Annotated in this window: 18 protein-coding genes and 1 pseudogene; 10 read left to right on the forward strand and 9 right to left on the reverse strand. The window is 30.7% G+C overall.

Annotated features, from left to right (window positions below; all coding sequences use genetic code 11):
- Positions 1-132: 132 nt before the first annotated feature.
- Positions 133-1284 (reverse strand): sensor histidine kinase, encoded by a 1152-nt coding sequence (locus tag JL193_RS11725; protein WP_207970979.1) that lies wholly within the window; start codon positions 1282-1284, stop codon positions 133-135.
- 156 nt (positions 1285-1440) lie between these two features.
- On the opposite strand from JL193_RS11725, the gene JL193_RS11730 reads away from it, so the two are divergent.
- Both JL193_RS11730 and JL193_RS11735 read left to right on the forward strand, forming a co-directional pair.
- Positions 1441-2301: a flavin reductase family protein gene (locus tag JL193_RS11730; protein WP_207970980.1), complete on the forward strand. Its 861-nt coding sequence runs from the start codon at positions 1441-1443 to the stop codon at positions 2299-2301.
- Between the two features lie 14 nt (positions 2302-2315).
- Positions 2316-2687 carry a DUF3127 domain-containing protein gene (locus JL193_RS11735; protein WP_207970981.1) on the forward strand — a complete coding sequence of 124 codons (372 nt, stop codon included), beginning with the start codon at positions 2316-2318 and terminating at the stop codon, positions 2685-2687.
- 139 nt (positions 2688-2826) lie between these two features.
- On the opposite strand, the gene JL193_RS11740 is transcribed toward JL193_RS11735, so the two are convergent.
- Together JL193_RS11740 and JL193_RS11745 are read right to left on the reverse strand one after the other, a co-directional pair.
- Entirely contained in the window at positions 2827-3072 is a 246-nt protein-coding gene (locus tag JL193_RS11740; protein ID WP_088353882.1) for a DUF1456 family protein, read from the reverse strand.
- 16 nt (positions 3073-3088) lie between these two features.
- On the reverse strand, positions 3089-3718 hold the full coding sequence (locus JL193_RS11745) for a YqaA family protein (RefSeq protein ID WP_207970982.1): 630 nt from the start codon (positions 3716-3718) through the stop codon (positions 3089-3091).
- Between the two features lie 121 nt (positions 3719-3839).
- Between JL193_RS11745 and aat the strand changes: the two genes are divergently transcribed.
- The 4 genes and pseudogenes from aat (at position 3840) to JL193_RS11765 (ending at position 6425) form a co-directional block, all read left to right on the forward strand.
- Positions 3840-4496, forward strand: a complete 657-nt coding sequence (gene aat / locus JL193_RS11750; RefSeq protein ID WP_207970983.1) for a leucyl/phenylalanyl-tRNA--protein transferase — start codon at positions 3840-3842, stop codon at positions 4494-4496.
- 164 nt (positions 4497-4660) lie between these two features.
- Positions 4661-4948, forward strand: a pseudogene (locus JL193_RS11755) (S24 family peptidase); the annotation flags it as partial.
- 11 nt (positions 4949-4959) lie between these two features.
- Positions 4960-5133, forward strand: a complete 174-nt coding sequence (locus JL193_RS11760) for a type II toxin-antitoxin system Phd/YefM family antitoxin (RefSeq protein WP_207970985.1) — start codon at positions 4960-4962, stop codon at positions 5131-5133.
- Between the two features lie 5 nt (positions 5134-5138).
- Complete coding sequence (locus JL193_RS11765) at positions 5139-6425, forward strand: Y-family DNA polymerase (protein ID WP_207970986.1); 1287 nt, start codon at positions 5139-5141, stop codon at positions 6423-6425.
- Here JL193_RS11765 and JL193_RS11770 read toward each other — a convergent pair.
- The 6 genes from JL193_RS11770 to xrtF form a co-directional block, all read right to left on the reverse strand.
- The gene (locus JL193_RS11770; RefSeq protein ID WP_207970987.1) at positions 6411-9095 is read right to left on the reverse strand and encodes an FIDD domain-containing protein; all 2685 of its coding nucleotides are present in this window, start codon (positions 9093-9095) and stop codon (positions 6411-6413) included. The two genes, JL193_RS11765 and JL193_RS11770, sit on opposite strands and share 15 nt — an antisense overlap.
- Positions 9096-9302: 207 nt before the next feature.
- Positions 9303-9704, reverse strand: coding sequence for a heavy-metal-associated domain-containing protein (locus tag JL193_RS11775; RefSeq protein ID WP_207970988.1), 402 nt, complete (start codon positions 9702-9704; stop codon positions 9303-9305).
- A 51-nt stretch (positions 9705-9755) separates the two neighbouring features.
- Positions 9756-12011, reverse strand: coding sequence for a TonB-dependent receptor (locus JL193_RS11780; RefSeq protein ID WP_207970989.1), 2256 nt, complete (start codon positions 12009-12011; stop codon positions 9756-9758).
- Positions 12012-12086: 75 nt separating this feature from the next.
- Positions 12087-12491 carry an HYC_CC_PP family protein gene (locus JL193_RS11785; protein WP_207970990.1) on the reverse strand — a complete coding sequence of 135 codons (405 nt, stop codon included), beginning with the start codon at positions 12489-12491 and terminating at the stop codon, positions 12087-12089.
- Positions 12492-12524: 33 nt separating this feature from the next.
- The gene (locus JL193_RS11790; protein ID WP_207970991.1) at positions 12525-12956 is read right to left on the reverse strand and encodes an exosortase F system-associated membrane protein; all 432 of its coding nucleotides are present in this window, start codon (positions 12954-12956) and stop codon (positions 12525-12527) included.
- Positions 12953-13489, reverse strand: coding sequence for an exosortase family protein XrtF (gene xrtF / locus JL193_RS11795; RefSeq protein WP_207970992.1), 537 nt, complete (start codon positions 13487-13489; stop codon positions 12953-12955). The genes JL193_RS11790 and xrtF overlap by 4 nt, the downstream gene beginning before the upstream one ends.
- A 51-nt stretch (positions 13490-13540) precedes the next feature.
- Here xrtF and JL193_RS11800 point away from each other — a divergent pair, with 51 nt between their 5' ends.
- The 4 genes from JL193_RS11800 to JL193_RS11810 all read left to right on the forward strand — a co-directional run bounded on the left by JL193_RS11800 (position 13541) and on the right by JL193_RS11810 (position 17095).
- Positions 13541-13993: a GAF domain-containing protein gene (locus tag JL193_RS11800; RefSeq protein ID WP_207970993.1), complete on the forward strand. Its 453-nt coding sequence runs from the start codon at positions 13541-13543 to the stop codon at positions 13991-13993.
- A gap of 88 nt (positions 13994-14081) precedes the next feature.
- Positions 14082-14213: a hypothetical protein gene (locus JL193_RS17395; RefSeq protein WP_302849912.1), complete on the forward strand. Its 132-nt coding sequence runs from the start codon at positions 14082-14084 to the stop codon at positions 14211-14213.
- Positions 14214-14458: 245 nt separating this feature from the next.
- Complete coding sequence (gene purH, locus JL193_RS11805; protein ID WP_207970994.1) at positions 14459-15988, forward strand: bifunctional phosphoribosylaminoimidazolecarboxamide formyltransferase/IMP cyclohydrolase; 1530 nt, start codon at positions 14459-14461, stop codon at positions 15986-15988.
- Positions 15989-16066: 78 nt separating this feature from the next.
- Positions 16067-17095 carry a rod shape-determining protein gene (locus tag JL193_RS11810; protein WP_088354874.1) on the forward strand — a complete coding sequence of 343 codons (1029 nt, stop codon included), beginning with the start codon at positions 16067-16069 and terminating at the stop codon, positions 17093-17095.
- The last annotated feature ends 3 nt before the right edge of the window (positions 17096-17098 follow it).

Raw genomic sequence — 17098 nt, forward strand, 5'->3', positions numbered from 1 at the left:
TCCCTAAATATTTTAGCAAAAATTTCCTTAACATTGTTATGCTGTAAGCATCTCAAACACATATAATCACTTATAAAATAATGATTATAAGATTCTTATAAATTGATAAATTGTAGGGTTATTTTTTTCTAACTAAACCCTATCCAATAATACTTGAAAAGTAGTTCCTTTTCCAATTTCCGATTTCTGCACAAATATTTTTCCTTTATGATAATCTTCTACAATACGTTTAGAAAGCGATAAACCCAAGCCCCAGCCACGTTTTTTAGTGGTAAAGCCAGGTTTAAAAATTTGTTTAAAAAGTTTTTTTGGTATTCCTTTTCCAGTATCTGTAATTGTAATTTTTATTTTCTGCTGTTTGGTTTCGATGGCTAGTTTTAGCTCTCCTTTTCCTAACATAGCATCAATGGCATTTTTAATTAAATTTTCGATTACCCAACCAAATAATTCGGTATTTATGTTTGCGAATAATTCTTTTTCTGTAGCTAAAAAAGCAAAAGTTATTTGTTTCGAACTTCTAGACTCTAAATAATCGAAAGCAGTTTTTGTAACTGCTACAATATTTTGTTTTTTTAATTCTGGAATAGAACCAATTTTAGAAAAACGGTTGGCAATGGTGTTTAATCGATGAACATCTTTTTCTATTTCTTCGACATATTTATCATCTACTTTTTCCATTTTTAAAATGGCAATCCAACCTAATAAAGAAGACAATGGTGTGCCAATTTGATGGGCAGTTTCTTTCGCCATTCCTGTCCATAATTTATTAGTTTCAGCAATTTTATTAGAGCTGTAGAATAAATAAATAACACTTAAAAAAAGAAATAAGATTAAAATAAGTGCAAGCGGGTAGTAGGTAAGCCTTTTTAATAAATCGGAATCTCTATAGTAAACTTTATTTGTTTTATCGTTAGAAATACGAATTACAATTGGGGTATTCTCTTTCTTCATTTTTTCTAACTGTGCCTGTAGATACTCAGGTTTTTTGGCTTTTACAGAATCTAAATTTTGCCAAGAAGAAATGTTTCCGTTTTCATCTACCAAAATAGAAGGAATATTGGTGTTGTTTTCAATAATCATTCCTTCGATATAAAAACTATCGTCTAAATTTGGGTTTGTAGCAAATTCTTTAATAGCTGCAGCAAAAATTTCCATTTTAGAACGCTCTTCTTGTTTAAAATTCTGAAAAAACACATAAGTATTCCAAAGAATTAAAGAAACAATCGCAATAGAAATAAGAATTGCAGTTCTTTTAAAGAAAAGCGTGTTGGTTGTAAATTTCATTAAAACAAATATAAAGGTTTCTCTATATAACTCATTTGCGATTTTGATAGTATCTTTACAAAACAATTTTTATAAACTAAATGTCTCCTTGAGCGCAGTCGAAAGGTTTTAGTTCTCCACTGCGCTCGAACAGACACTCTAAAGTTTTAATTTAATATGCTAAGTATAGATCCAAAAGAAATTTCAACAGGCCAATTACATGGTTATTTATTAGGGGCAGTTGCCCCAAGACCTATTGCGTTTGCAAGTACAATAGACAAAAATGGAAACGCAAATCTATCGCCTTTTAGCTTTTTTAATGTGTTTGGTTCCAATCCGCCAATTATGGTTTTTTCTCCAGCCAGAAGAGTTCGAGACAATACCACAAAACATACCTTAGAAAATGCATTAGCAACCAAAGAAGTGGTTATAAATATGGTAAATTATAGCATTGTACAACAAATGTCTTTAAGTTCTACAGAATATCCGAAAGGCGTAAATGAGTTCGAAAAAGCAGGGCTTACGATGCTAAAATCCGACAAAATAAAACCTTTTAGAGTTGCAGAATCTCCAGTGCAATTCGAGTGCAAAGTAAATGATGTTATTTTTACGGGAGATAAAGGTGGAGCAGGAAATTTAATTGTTTGTGAAGTGGTAAAAATTCATATTTCTGAAACTGTTTTAGATGCAAATGGTGCAATCGACCAACATAAAATAGATTTGGTGGCAAGAGCAGGAGGAAGTTATTATTCTAGAGCCAAAGATGGTTTTTTCGAAATCCCGAAACCAATTACTACTTTAGGTATTGGAGTAGATGCAATTCCTGTAGAAATAAGAAATAGCACCATTTTAACAGGTAATAATTTAGGAATGTTAGGGAATGTAGAAGAACTGCCCAATGAAAAAAATGTTGATAACTTTGCAAAAGAACATCCGCAGTTTATTGGGCTAGAAACCACAAAAAAACATACATTTGCGCAAGAGTTTTTAGAAAAAAATGATGTAGAAAGTGCTTGGAAAGTGCTTTTAATTAAATAGTTAAGGTTTATATTATGGAAGTTATTGGTAAAATTAAGTTAATTGGAGATGTACAAACATTTGGTTCTAACGGATTTAGAAAAAGAGAATTAGTAGTTACTACAGACGAGCAATATCCGCAAATGATAATGATTGAATTTATACAAGATAAGTGCGATTTATTAAACAATTACGCTGTTGGGCAAGATGTAAAAGTTTCTATTAATTTAAGAGGTAGAGAGTGGATTAACCCACAAGGTGAAGCGAAGTATTTTAATTCTATACAAGGTTGGAGAATCGAGAATTTATCTCAATCTGCACCAAACCAAGGAAATTTACCTCCAGTAGATCAATTTCAACAAGCATCGAATGTTTCTGATGCAGAACCAGACGATTTACCGTTTTAAAAAAGAATTAAGATTTTTAGAATCAAGAATCAAGAATCGAGAATTAAGAATTAAGAATTAAGACAAAAAAGAGTGTAAATTTAATTTACACTCTTTTTTTATGCAATTATATTTTTAAAATTTATTATCCAACTTCCAACTACTTCTTTTCTCCCTTTTTGGGCATTGGACCGCGTAAATGAATAATTAAACCGTTTAAAAAATTACGTAAAATTTGGTCTCCACACTCTACATATTTATCATGGTCTTCGCTTCTAAAAAGCGCACCTAACTCTGCCTTAGAAACTTTAAAATCTACCAAAGCACAAATTTCTACAATATCTGTATCACGCAATTTATGTGCGACACGTAATTTTTTTAAAATATCATTATTTGTTAAACCCATACTGCAAATATACTTTTTATGTAACTACTTTAAAAATTGCCCATCCATAAATCGCAAATCGTAAAAGACGAAACAACCCAAAAAATACGACATTTTTAAAAGAATACTTAATCATACCAGCAGCTAAACACGCAATAGAAAAAGGTAGAGGTAGTAATGCACCTACTAAAATTAAAAAACCACCCCATTTTCGAGTGTTTTTTAAATTTGCAGCCATTTTAACTTCTAAATAAACTTTTACCGAATGTATTTTTAGCGTTAGTCTTCCTAAGAAATAAGAAATCAACCCCCCAAAATAAGAAAGTAAAGCTAGAAGCGATAAATTTAAAATAGGTTCATTTGTTTTTTTGGTCCAAGCAATAAAAATTTCTGGCGGAATTAATCCTAAAAGTGTTTCAGAAATAAAGAAAGTAACTAAAATACCTAGTCTAGAAAACGTTTCTGTAATGGTTTCTAACCCTTCGTTAATATTATATACATATTTGTTGAATAAAAACAAACCTAAAACCACCAAAACAATCGGGATAAATGCTTTTTTTACACTTTCCCAAACGAATAGATAAAAACCAGTTCTACCATAATAAACATGGAGCCTTTTTCCTATAAATGCCGTTTTTTTCTTTCTTTTTTTTTGCTTTTTTTCCAAGAAACATTTGTTTTTGTGAAGCTACAAAAATAGAAACAAATTATAAATAAAAAGATAGTAGAATTTTACATTAACTATTTTTTAAGATTTCTTTAAATTCGCCTAATATTTAAAGGGTTTTATGTTAATGTGGCTCACAGATAAAATAGTTTTTCCGCCTTACGAACTCACTTCCAAAGAAGGTATTATTGCTTTGGGAGGAGATTTGAGTGAAGAAAGATTAATTTTTGCGTACAAAAACGGAATTTTTCCTTGGTTTTCGGAAGGAGAACCTATTGTGTGGTATTGCCCGCATGAAAGAATGGTTTTGTTTCCAGAGGAAATAAAAATTTCTAAGTCGATGCGAAAAATTTTAAAAAAAGGTAAGTTTACAATCACAGAAAATACTGCTTTTAAAGCGGTAATTTACCATTGTAAGAATATCGAAAGAAAAGATGGTTTTGGTACCTGGATTACCGACGATATGGAGCAAGCATACATCAACTTACACAAAAAAGGGGTTGCAAAATCTATTGAAGTTTGGCAAGATTTCGACAGTACAACATCTTACAGAAAATTAATAGGCGGTTTGTACGGAGTAGAAATCAACAATGTTTTTTGTGGAGAAAGTATGTTTAGCCATGTTTCCAATGCTTCTAAGTTGGCGTTTATTTATTTGGCGACCCAAAAGAATTATCAATTAATAGACTGCCAAATTTATAACGATCATCTGGCAAGTTTAGGAGCAAAAGAAATTGATAGAGATTGGTTTTTAGAGATTTTAAAAGGGGCGTTTTAAATTACATGGTACTAGAAAATTAAAAATTGTGAATTAGTTTTCAAAAATTAGCAATAGTGTATTTTTTTTCTCGTAATTTTAAGGTGTGAAACAGGGAGACGTAAAATTAGTGAAAAAAACGAAAAAAAAGCTACAGAGTTGCACGCCCAAATCAAACGGGTTTTGCTAGCCCTGCCACACATTATACAGAGCCAAGAATCGATTTAAACGATGCTTTAATCGAAAATCCGTCAGCCACTTTTTATGTGCGAGTTGCAGACAATAGTTTTAGCGAATTCGAAATTTTTGAGAAAGATGTTTTAATTATAGATAAATCGCTCACACCCAAAAACAATCAGTTAGCAGTGGTTGTGCAAGAAGGCTGTTTTCAAATTAATAGAATAGATTCCAACTCTAAAGAAGAGCTTCAACTTTGGGGAGTGGTTACCTATATTATAAAATCTACTTTATGATGTTACGAAACATGTTTTTTAAAAAAATTAAGATTAAGAATTGGTTAATTTTTTTTCAAAAAAAAGAAGATGATTCTTTAAAAGAAACAGCTTATTTATTATTTGGGAAAAATGGGAAGATTTTATTGGAATCTATAAAAGAACTAGAAGAGCGTAAAGGGTTTAAAAAAACTTTTATTGATTAATAATCATGATAGCTTTAGTAGATTGCAATAGCTTTTATGCTTCTTGCGAACAAGTTTTTAGACCCGATTTACAAGAAAAACCTGTTGTAATTTTAAGTAATAACGATGGTTGTGTAATTGCTGCCAATAAAGAAGCAAAAGCGTTGGCTCACATTCCTATGTTTCAGCCTGTTTTTAAAATAAAAAATATTTTAAAAGCCAATAACGTTACCTGTTTTTCATCAAACTACACCTTGTATGCAGATATGTCTCAACGTGTTATGGACACTTTAAGAGAATTTTCGCCAATTGTAGAAGAATATAGTATTGATGAAAGTTTTGTGGATTTATCTCATTATCCTATTGATGAACTGGATGAAATCGCTCATAGAATTAAAGAAAGAGTTCATAAAAACACGGGAATTCCTGTTGGAGTAGGGGTTGCGAAAACAAAATCATTGTCTAAAATGGCAAATAAATTTGCTAAAAAAGTAGCTGAGAACAATGGTGTTTATACTGTAGAAAATGAAGCAAAGCGAATAGCAATGTTGCATTATTTTAAGGTAAAAGATATCTGGGGAATTGGAAGAAAGCACACAGTTCGCGTAGAAAATACAGGCGCAAAAACAGCTTTGGATTTCGCAAACACAAATTTGGCTTGGGTTCGTAAAGAATTGACAGTGGTTGGTGAGCGTTTGTGGAGAGAGCTAAATAATTTTCCTTGCCATGAAATGGTGGTACAAGTTGATAAAAAAAAGGGAATTGGTACTGCAAAATCTTTCGGAAAAAAATTAGCAGATTACAGTTTAATTTCTGAAGCAACCAGTTTTTATGTTGCAGAAGTTGCAGATTTATTGCGTCAACAAAACTCAGTAGCCAAGTATATTGAGGTTTTTTTAACCACAAATTCGTTTAGTAATATTGATAATCAATATCGTAATAAAATTATCATCACGTTAGAGGTTCCTACAAATAGTACTATAAAATTAACACAAGAAGCTTTAAAAGGATTGAAAGCCATTTTTAAGCCAGGGTTTCGTTACAAAAAAGTAGGTGTGAACTTGTTTGGTTTGATACCAGATACAGATATTCAGACGAATTTATTTTATCAACCTCAAAAAAGTGAATCACCAAAACTGACTGAAGTTATTGACGCATTAAACAGTAAGTTTGGTAAAAATAAAGTAAAACTCGCAACTGTTGGCAATCGCGAAAAAGAATGGGCGTTAATTAAAGAACACAGAAGCCAGAGATTTACAACTCAATGGGATGAATTATTGACGATTGGAGGGGAGAAATTATTTTCTAAGTAAACTAAAATTACCAGTTCTGGTTTTTACTTCATCATTTTGATTTACCAAAACTACTCGAAACCAAAAATCACTAGATGCTAATATTTTTCCATTGTAAGTTCCATCCCAACCCATATCATTTATCGTAAAATCAGTTATTTTGTTTCCGTATCTATTGAAAATAGAGATAATTCCGCTTTTGTAGAAACTTTTATCGATTCCTTTTATTTGCCAGTAATCATTTTTATTATCGCCATTTGGTGTAAAGAATTCTGGAAAACTTATAAGCGCAATTTCAAAAGGGACTGAGCCACAACCATTTTTATCATTTAGTTCTAAAATGTACACACCACCTTCTAAATTATCAAACAAGGTTTCGTTTTGATAGTTGAAAATAATGTTAGAATCTTTGTCTAAAAGGCGAAATTCGTAATCGCCCAAACCTAAATTAGCTGTATTTATTTTGATAAAATTGTTATCTGAATCATCTTTAACTTCAATATCGTTTATAGTAATTGTAGAAGCTCCAGATTCTTTAATGAAAATACTTTTTTCGTCTGAATTACACCCTTCTTGTGAAGTAGCAATCACTCTGTAAATTCCACCTTTAAAAATGTCGATAGTGGCAGTGTTTCCAATAATATTATCACTATTATCTCTCCAAGTATAGGAATAATTTCCTGTGGGGTTCTCTGCTTTTATTTCTAATTTTGGATTGTTATTCATACAGATAATATCATCAGAAATTAGTGTAAAATCTGGTTTTTGATGTACAATAAAATCGACAGTAGTTTCCTCAAAACATACATCATAAATAGGGTTTTCTAATCTAACTTTTATAGTTTGTGTACTTGTAACAAAAGGATTTGGAAGTGGACTTGGTAAAGCGTTATTATTCTCATCAAAATATTTAACAACCAAGCCAGTTTGACTTCCTATGATTGTGTTTTGTATTGTTGATGTATCAAAGCCAATAATGCCATCGAAATCATCATCACATTGTACTTGTGGAGCAATTGCGTTCGCAATAGGAACTGTATTTACAACAAAATCGATTATAGTTTCATCAGTACATTTTCCATCTTTATCTTTAGAATTAATATTGGTTATTTTTGCTGTAATTTTTTGAGATTTAGTTACAAATGGGTTTGGTAATGGACTCGAAAGTTGAATATTATTTTCATCGAAATAACTAACAGTAACATTGGTTTGTGTTCCAATAATTGTACTATTTATTGTTGAAGTATCGAAAGCATAAAATCCATCTCTATCATTATCACATTCAGGATTAATTGTAATAGGATTTGCAATTGGAACTCTTTCTACATTTAAAGAAATATGCGCACCCAAACCTAAACAAGAATTGTCAATTTTGCTATCTACTCTTATATAAATATTTTGCTGATTTGGGGAACTTGTATTTTGATAATTAGAAATATCTGTAATTTTATTTAACTCAGCTAAAGCATCATCTTCATTTCTGTAATAAGTAATATCAAGCTTTTGGTTTGCTGGAAAAATATTGATAACATCATTAGTTACATCACTAAAATTAAAAGTCGATATTCCATCAGTTGTATTTGTACCATTATCACATTCGTAATATGATTTTAATAAAGTAGCTGGTATTTGGGTTGTAGAAACAAATAAATTCACTTCGCTAACTTCAAAACAACCACTACTGTTTTCTACTCTTGCCCAAATTTTATCGATACTTACTTGTTCGTTTTTATAATTTGTAATGTTGGTAATTGCTGTTCCTTTATTTTCGGCATCAACTTTTTCTTCGTGAAAAGTAATCGTAAAATCTTCTGAATTTGATATAATTTTTTCTTTAACTTCGTTTAAATTAAAAAAACTAAAACCATCAATATCGCTATTGTCACATTGTTTTAAAGAGACTGAAGAATTGATGTTTGGCGATTCAAAAATTTCTATTTCCTTGGAAATTGTATAACTTGTATTATCTGTATGAACAACTTCTGCTGTAACGTTATAAATGCCGGCATTTGTAAATTGATGATTTACATGTATAGAAGTTGAGGTGTTATTTGTTCCAGAAGTAGGGTCATCAAAATTCCAAACAACAGATTTTATTTCTGATTGATTTGTTAAACTAAAATTATTGATTTTGTTATCACAATTATTATCGTTTGTGATTTCAAATGGGAAAATTGTTTTTGTTTCTCCGTTAACTGTGATGTAGAACCGTGCATTTGGTCTTTTTAGAGCTTCGCTAAAATTTGTGGTGGCTTGGTATCCAGTGCCATTTCCAATATTTACGCACCCTTTATACCAAGAAAACCCCCTGTCTTTATCCGTGCCTGCAATTGTAGCTATTGCTATGGCTAGGTTTCCAGGGGTTACAGTTTTTTTTACTTCTACGAGAATTCTCTTTACTAGTTTAGAAACAACAATTGGTTTTTTAAAAGTTACATTAACAAACCTTGAAGTATGAGAGGCAGATGGAATACGGCCTATTTCACTGCTACCAATTAACTTGCTCTCATCAAATGAATTCGGAAAATTCTCATCAATTTCATAAATATTAAATTGATATGACGCACCGCTGTAGGAGTAGTTTACACCAAAACTTCCTTTTTTTATTATAAACTCTTGATTTTCAGTAATTCCAAAATCACTTAATACAAATTCTCTTGCCCAAAATTCAGTTTCTGAACAAGAAAACATACCCTTGAATTTAATATCATCACCAACATTATTGGTTAAAGTTATTTGCGAGTTGATTTTAAAACAAAATATGAAACAAAAAATAAGTAGGCTTAAATACTTTTTCATAATTGGCAAAAGTATAATTTTTCTAGTGTTCTTTCGGGGTTTTCTAACAAAAAAATCCACACAATTTGCGTAGATTTTATCGTTTTATCTTTTAAAGAACTACTGTTTTTTTAACTCTCCATTATGATCTTCTACAATCTTATGATCTCTGTATTTACAACAAGGATGTACAGAATTATAAGCTTCGTCTTTTGCAACTAATTTTTTGTCGTTGTCTAATAAAATATCATGGCCAACAGCCATAATGTTTTTTTGAACTGTGGTTACATCCGTTTTTCTTTCGTCCATAATTAGGTTCATTTGATGCGATTTTACATCCCAAATGGCAAATTTTACGCCTTTGGTTTTTAAAGCTGCAGTTTCAATTCGCTTTTTACACATACCACAAATGCCATCTACTTTAAAAGTTACTTTGGCGTTTCTTTTCTTTTTTACTTCTTTTTGTGCTTGTGCAGAAAACCCAAGTAAGAATAAACTGAATATGAATACTATTTTTTTCATTTTTTATGATTGTTTTTAAATTAAGGTCTCGACTGCGCTCGACCAGACATACTAATTAATTTTAAATCGTAAACCGGCATAAAATGCACGTCCAAAAATTGGCGAATACACAATTGTGGTATCAAAATTTACGCCAAAAGGATTGTCACTTGCTAAAATAGGGTTTTTTTGCTGAACATTTGTTAAATTTTCGGCACCTAAATACACTTCAAATTTATTTGAAAACACTCTTGTAACCTGACTATTTAGTAGTTGAAAAGGATTAGAGAATGCTGCCAATTGATATTGACTTGGATTAGAACTTGTATTTGGCAAACGCTGTTTTCCAATACGATTAAAAGTCGCGTCGAACTTCCATTGAGCACCATTTTCTTTTGCTATTGTTTCATAAGAAAGATTCGCGAAAAACCTATTTTTAGGCTGAATGGGTTTCTGTAAATTTCCGCTATTATAATCTGTAGTTACATTAAAATACTTGTAAGCTGTTCTTAAATTAAATCCTTTACTTAATTGATAATACAATTCAACTTGAAAACTATTAGCAATACTTTTTCCGTCTAAATCGTAAAATGAAATTTCTTGCGGATTTTCCCAATCTACCACAATTTGGTTGCTAAAATCGGTTCTATAAAAATCGAACGTAAGGTCTCCTTTTTTCTCAAATAATTTAAACTTTTGCATGTAAGAAATTCCATAGTTCCAAGCAATTTCAGGGTTTATTCCGTAAATATTTCCACCCACATTATCTATATTAATTTGTCTGGAACTTGCAAAAAATTGCTGATTTTCAGCAAAAATATTCGCACTTCTTTTTCCTCTTCCTGCAGAAGCTCGAAAAACTCCATTTTTCCAAGGAACATATCTCAAGTGCAATCTTGGAGTTATAAAATTGCCTAATAAATTATGTGAATCTACTCGCAATCCTGCAGTAAAACTAAAGTCGTCTAAATTATCGAATGCATATTCGAAAAATGCACCAAAAGATTGTTCTTTTCTTTTGAAGTTTTCATTAAAAGTACCTACTTCAACAAGTTCATCATACTTATCATACGTAAAGCTAATGCCTGTTTTAAACTTGTTTCTAGTATCGCCAATTATCGAGTTGAAGAGTAAGTTAGAATATATGCTTTCATGCTGAATATCATACATGTTCAATCCAAAATAAGAATCTTGTTGATGATTGCTATAAGCCAACTGAAAGCCAAAACTTTGAAAAGGAAGTTCAGGAAAAACATAGCCTAATTTTGCTGAAGTTTCAAAACGTTTTGTGTCAATTTCACTTCCCCAAGCATTTGTTGTTCCTCTATCTGTTTCAGGATTAAAATTGAGTTCTCCTGTTTGTTTTTCGTCAGCTAAATAACGAAAATTAATAAAACTTACCCAACCATTTTGAGCATCTGTATATTGCCAACGGTTCATTACATTTATCTGTTTGGCTAAAGGTGCGTCTAAAAAATTATCGTTGTTATTGTCGAATTTTTCTCCTCTATAATTTCCATGAATGTATAAACCTGATTGCCATTTATTAGAAATTTTTTCGTTGAAATGCGTGTTCAATTCTAAGCGTCCGTTTAAAGAACTGTATGCATTTAAAAAGAATTTATTGTCGGAAAAAGGTTTTACCAATTCTGCATTTATTTGTCCAGAAATACTTTCAAAACCATTTACAACACTTCCTGCGCCTTTTGTAATTTGAATACTTTCTACCCAAGTTCCTGGTGTAAAAGTTAAACCAAATGCTTGTGCAGCACCTCTAACTGATGGCACGTTTTCTTGCGTGATTAATAAATACGGACTTTTTAAACCCAGCATTTGTATTTGTCTTGTACCTGTTAAAGCATCAGAAAAACTAACATCTATACTAGGATTTGTTTCAAAACTTTCTGCCAAATTACAGCAGGCTGCTTTTAATAATTCGTCGTTATTTACGGTAAACATATTTGCAGTAGCAAATAATGATTTTTGAATTGCATCTCGTTTACTTTTTATGGTAATTTCTTCGAGTTCGCTTTCTGGAGTTATAAAATAACGAATCGTTTTTAAACTTCGAATGGTAATTGTATCTGTTTTGTAACCAAGGTAACTTATAACTAGTTTTTTATATTCAGGTTTATAAGGAATTGTAAACCAACCTTTATCATCAGTTACAGCTCCAATTGTAGTGTTTAACCAATTGACAGTTGCGCCAGAAATTCCTAATTCTTTTTCAGGATTTTGTTTGTCCATAATTCTTCCTTTTAAATTGCTTTGCGCAAAAAAGACGATAGGAAACAGCAGTAAAAAACTACTAAAAACATGTTTTTTCATAAGTGTTAATTGTATAATAAGTAACTATTTTTCTTTTGTATTGAAAGATTTTTTTTAGTTGAATTATTATAAAAATCAAATTAAAAAAGATTGATGTAAAACCTGGTAATCGATAGGTATATCTGGTGGAGAAAAGTTTTTAGAAACTATTTTTTTTGAATTAATATCTACAAATAAACTCTTATAAGAAATTAAAAAAGTAGCGAATAATGGTTGTTTTTGAAAGTCGAATTTTAATTTTGAACTCGGTTGCAATTCATCTTGACCTTTAATTTTATGAATTTCGCTTTTGCAGCAGTTTTTTATTTTAAAAACAGCGGTTTTAGTCATTTCCATGCGACAACCTCCTGCATTTCCTACAAAAGAAACATCCATTAAAAAGCCACCACAGTAATGTTTTTCTACGGTAAAAGAAAACGTAGAAAGCAACACTAAAAGTGCTAAAGTTGTAGATGTTATTTTAGAAAAAAACGGTTTCATTTCTGCTACAAAGTTACAATAAAAACGCCTAAATTATCGATTGCTTAATTTTTGAAAATAGAATGCTGGCAACAATAATAACAAGAATAAAGGATGAATTATAAAGCGTCGAATATAAAAAGGAAGTAAATAACCATTTTCGAATTGGTCTCTTAATAAAAGTACAAAGGGAACAATTAAAACGATAAAAGCTGTCATTAAGAAAAAACCTGTAAATTTTAAATAATCTTTTCTTTCAAATAAAACCCAAATAATTGCCAAGGTTACTAACGAATTTAAAATATAACGAAACAACATATCTATCATTAAATGCCAAATATTTATTTGTGGCATTTTAATGTATAAATAATCGTTTTTAAAATATTCGATTAAAGGATCGTAAAATAATTCCGCAGAAAAAGCGCGTATTACAAAAAGTAAAAACACCAATATTACTAGTAGAACTATTTTAATGTATTTGTTCATTTTTTATAATTTGAAAACTTATTTACCCAAAGAACCCACAATAAAAATACAGTTCCGTAAATAATTGCAGGAAACACTAAATTATGTAAAAATTCTTGTTGCTTTGGGTATTTAAAAACCATAACTGTTAAAAATGCGATTCTAAAAATATTTATAATGTAAATAAAAAGACTTCCTAAAATAGAGAATATAATTGTTGCTTTAATAGAGCCTGCAAAAGCAACAATAAAAGCAATAAATAAAATAATAATACTTATCGAATTGCAACCTTCTATTACTCTGGCAGTATAAATATTATCTATTAATAATTTAACAGAAAGTTCTTCTTTGTGCTGCATATAATCTGCATGAAATCCAAAAAACTCTAAAACATACACCGTTTGTTCTGCTACTTTTGTAGTAATAGACGCCGTTTCAAAAGCACCTTCTTTTTGCTGAGATTTTTGTAAGTATGTTGCATAAATTGCGAACAACACAAAATACGTAGCAAAAAATTTAATTAAAAAAAGGACAACATTTTTATGTTTTTTCACAACGGATTTTAATTTAATTTAGCGAATATTATTTTAATACGAAGATACAAAATGGATATTTATAAAATACAACAAGAAATAGATACAATTATTTCTTCAGAAAAATCATTAGAAAGTAAATTACAAGAAATTTGCGACACCTTAGAAAAGCAAATTTCGTATTACGATTGGGTAGGTTTTTACTTTAAAAATGGAAACAAAGAAGAACTAAAATTGGCACAATATACAGGAGAAGAAACAGAACACACCATTATTCCTTTCGGAAAAGGAATTTGTGGGCAAGTAGCAGTTAGCAATAAAAATTTTGTGGTACAAGATGTATCTGAACAAGACAATTACATTTCTTGTGGTTGGAAAGTAAAGTCGGAAATTGTAATTCCTATTTTTGTTGAAGGAGAAAACGTTGGGCAAATAGATATCGATTCTCATACAGCAAATACGTTTACAGAAAAAGACGAAGAATTATTGGAGTATATCTGTAAAAAAGTGGCTACAATTTTATAAAAAGTTGACTTTCAACATTTTTTTGCTTATGTTTGTTGCACACAATATTTAATTTTTAATATTCTAACATCATTAAATCCCTAAAATAATGAGAAAAGAACAATTTACTGCATCTGTTGCAGGTCGTTACGACAATCAGCCAAATTTTGTTGAAAAAAAACAGTCATGGATGGATAGTCTTGTCCAATGGTTTCATGATTTTTTAGAAAAAGCAGAATAACTTTTACCCCTAACAATGCCCCTAAGATGAAAAAAAACCAACAAAGTTTTCTTAGCAAGATATTTCTTTTTTCTAAGAGAAACCAAGCCAAAAAAGCGCCAAGAAATTACACAACCTTAGTAGAAAATTTTAAAACAAAAGTTCAGGTAAACTAGTTGTTAATTACTTCTGGTTTTTGTTATTATTTTTTATTGTCTTACGAGGTTGCTTTTCCTACATTTGTGTGCTTAACAATACAACACTAAATGAGCACTTTAAAAACAATTAAATCCGCATTAATTTCGGTATTTCACAAAGATGGTTTAGAGCCAATTGTAAGAAAATTAGATGAATTAAATGTAACTATTTATTCAACCGGAGGAACAGAAAAATTTATCAAAGAACTGGGTATAAACGTAATTCCTGTAGAAGATGTTACTTCTTATCCTTCTATTTTAGGCGGACGAGTTAAAACGTTGCATCCAAAAGTTTTTGGAGGAATTTTAAACAGGCAAGATCACGAAGGTGATATTGCAGAATTAAAAGAGTACAACATTCCACAAATAGATTTGGTAATTGTAGATTTATATCCGTTCGAAAAAACGGTTGCTTCAGGCGCTTCTGAACAAGATATTGTAGAGAAAATAGATATTGGTGGTATTTCATTAATTAGAGCTGCAGCGAAAAATTGTAAAGATACTTTTATTGTTTCTTCTATGGATCAATATGAAGATTTCTTGTCTATTTTATCAGAAAATAAAGGAGAGACTTCTATAGAACAAAGAAAAAAATATGCCGCAAAATCTTTTAATGTGTCTTCGCATTACGATACTGCAATTTTTAATTATTTTAATAATAACGAAGAACCTGCATTAAAAATAAGCGAAACAAATGCACAAGTTTTACGTTATGGAGAAAACCCGCACCAAAAAGGATATTTCTTTGGCGATTTAGAAGAAATGTTCGACAAATTACATGGCAAAGAATTAAGTTACAATAACTTATTAGATGTAGATGCTGCCGTAAATTTAATGGAAGAATTTAAAGGAGAAGCACCCACTTTTGCCATTTTAAAGCATAACAATGCGTGTGGTTTTGCACAAAGAGAAACCATTAGCGAGGCATATTCAGATGCTTTGGCTGGAGATCCAGTTTCTGCTTTCGGCGGAATTTTAATTGCAAATACACAAATAGATGCAGCAACTGCAGAGAAAATTCACACACTTTTTTGTGAAGTGGTTATTGCTCCAAGTTATTCAGATGAAGCTTTAAAAATTCTAAAAGGAAAAAAGAACAGAATTATTTTAGTACAAAAAGAAATTGAATTGCCAAAAACAACAATTAGAACTTGTTTAAATGGCAATTTAGTGCAAGATAAAGACCATGTTACAGATAAATTAGAAGATTTAAAATACGTTACCAACAATAAACCAACAGAAAGCGAGTTAGAAGATTTATTGTTTGCATCTAAATTGTGTAAGAATACAAAATCGAACACCATTATTTTAGTAAAAAACAAGCAATTATTGGCTGGAGGAACAGGGCAAACAAGTAGGGTAGATGCTTTAAACCAAGCTATAGAAAAAGCCACTTCTTTTAATTTCGATTTAAAAGGTTGTGTAATGGCAAGTGATGCATTTTTTCCATTTCCAGATTGTGTAGAAATTGCACACAAAGCTGGCGTAAAAAGTGTAATTCAGCCAGGAGGATCTATAAAAGATCAATTAAGTATAGATTACTGTAATAACAACGGTTTATCTATGGTAATGACAGGAACAAGACATTTTAAACATTAAGATTTTATAGGTTATTTACAATCAGAATTTTAGTAGATTTGTAACCATACAATAAAAATAATACAACAAAGATATTTTATGGGTTTTTTTGATTTTATGACGGAAGATATTGCGATTGATTTAGGGACCGCAAATACATTGATTATTCACAATGGAAAAGTGGTTATCGATAGTCCTTCAATTGTTGCCAGAAATAGAATTACCGGAAAAATCATTGCAATTGGTAAAGAAGCCAATTTAATGCAAGGAAAAACCCATGAAAATATCAAAACAATTCGTCCGTTAAAAGATGGTGTTATTGCAGATTTTCAAGCATCTGAAGAGATGATTAAAGAGTTTGTAAAGCAAATTCCTTCTATTAAAAAGAAATTATTTCCACCAGCATTAAGAATGGTTATTTGCATTCCTTCAGGAATTACAGAGGTAGAAAAACGAGCAGTTCGCGATTCTGCAAAACACATGAATGCCAAAGAAATTTATTTAATTTACGAACCAATGGCAGCTGCAATTGGGGTAGGAATAGATATTATGGAGCCAAAAGGAAACATGATTATTGATATTGGTGGTGGTACAACAGAAATCGCTGTAATTGCTTTGGCAGGTATTGTTTGCGACCAATCTGTAAAAGTTGCAGGAGATTTATTTACCAACGATATTATGTATTATATGCGTACCCAACATAACTTACATGTTGGAGAAACCACTGCAGAAAAAATAAAAATAACCATTGGTGCAGCTACAGAAGATTTAGAAACTCCGCCAGAAGACATGTTGGTTCAAGGTAGAGATTTACTAAGTGGTAAACCCAAACAAGTACAAGTTTCCTTTAGAGAAATTGCAAAAGCATTAGACAAATCTATTTTAAGAATAGAAGATGCTGTAATGGAAACATTGTCTAAAACACCTCCAGAATTAGCAGCAGATATTTACAATACAGGTATTTATTTAGCAGGTGGTGGTTCTATGTTAAGAGGTTTAGATAAAAGATTGTCCAGAAAAACAGATTTGCCAGTTTACGTAGCCGAAGATCCATTAAGAGCGGTTGTACGAGGAACAGGAATTGCTTTAAAAGAATTAGATAAATACAAAAATGTATTAATGAAATAATTT

It is taken from the genome of Polaribacter batillariae (assembly GCF_017498485.1).
Taxonomy (GTDB): Bacteria; Bacteroidota; Bacteroidia; order Flavobacteriales; family Flavobacteriaceae; genus Polaribacter; species Polaribacter batillariae.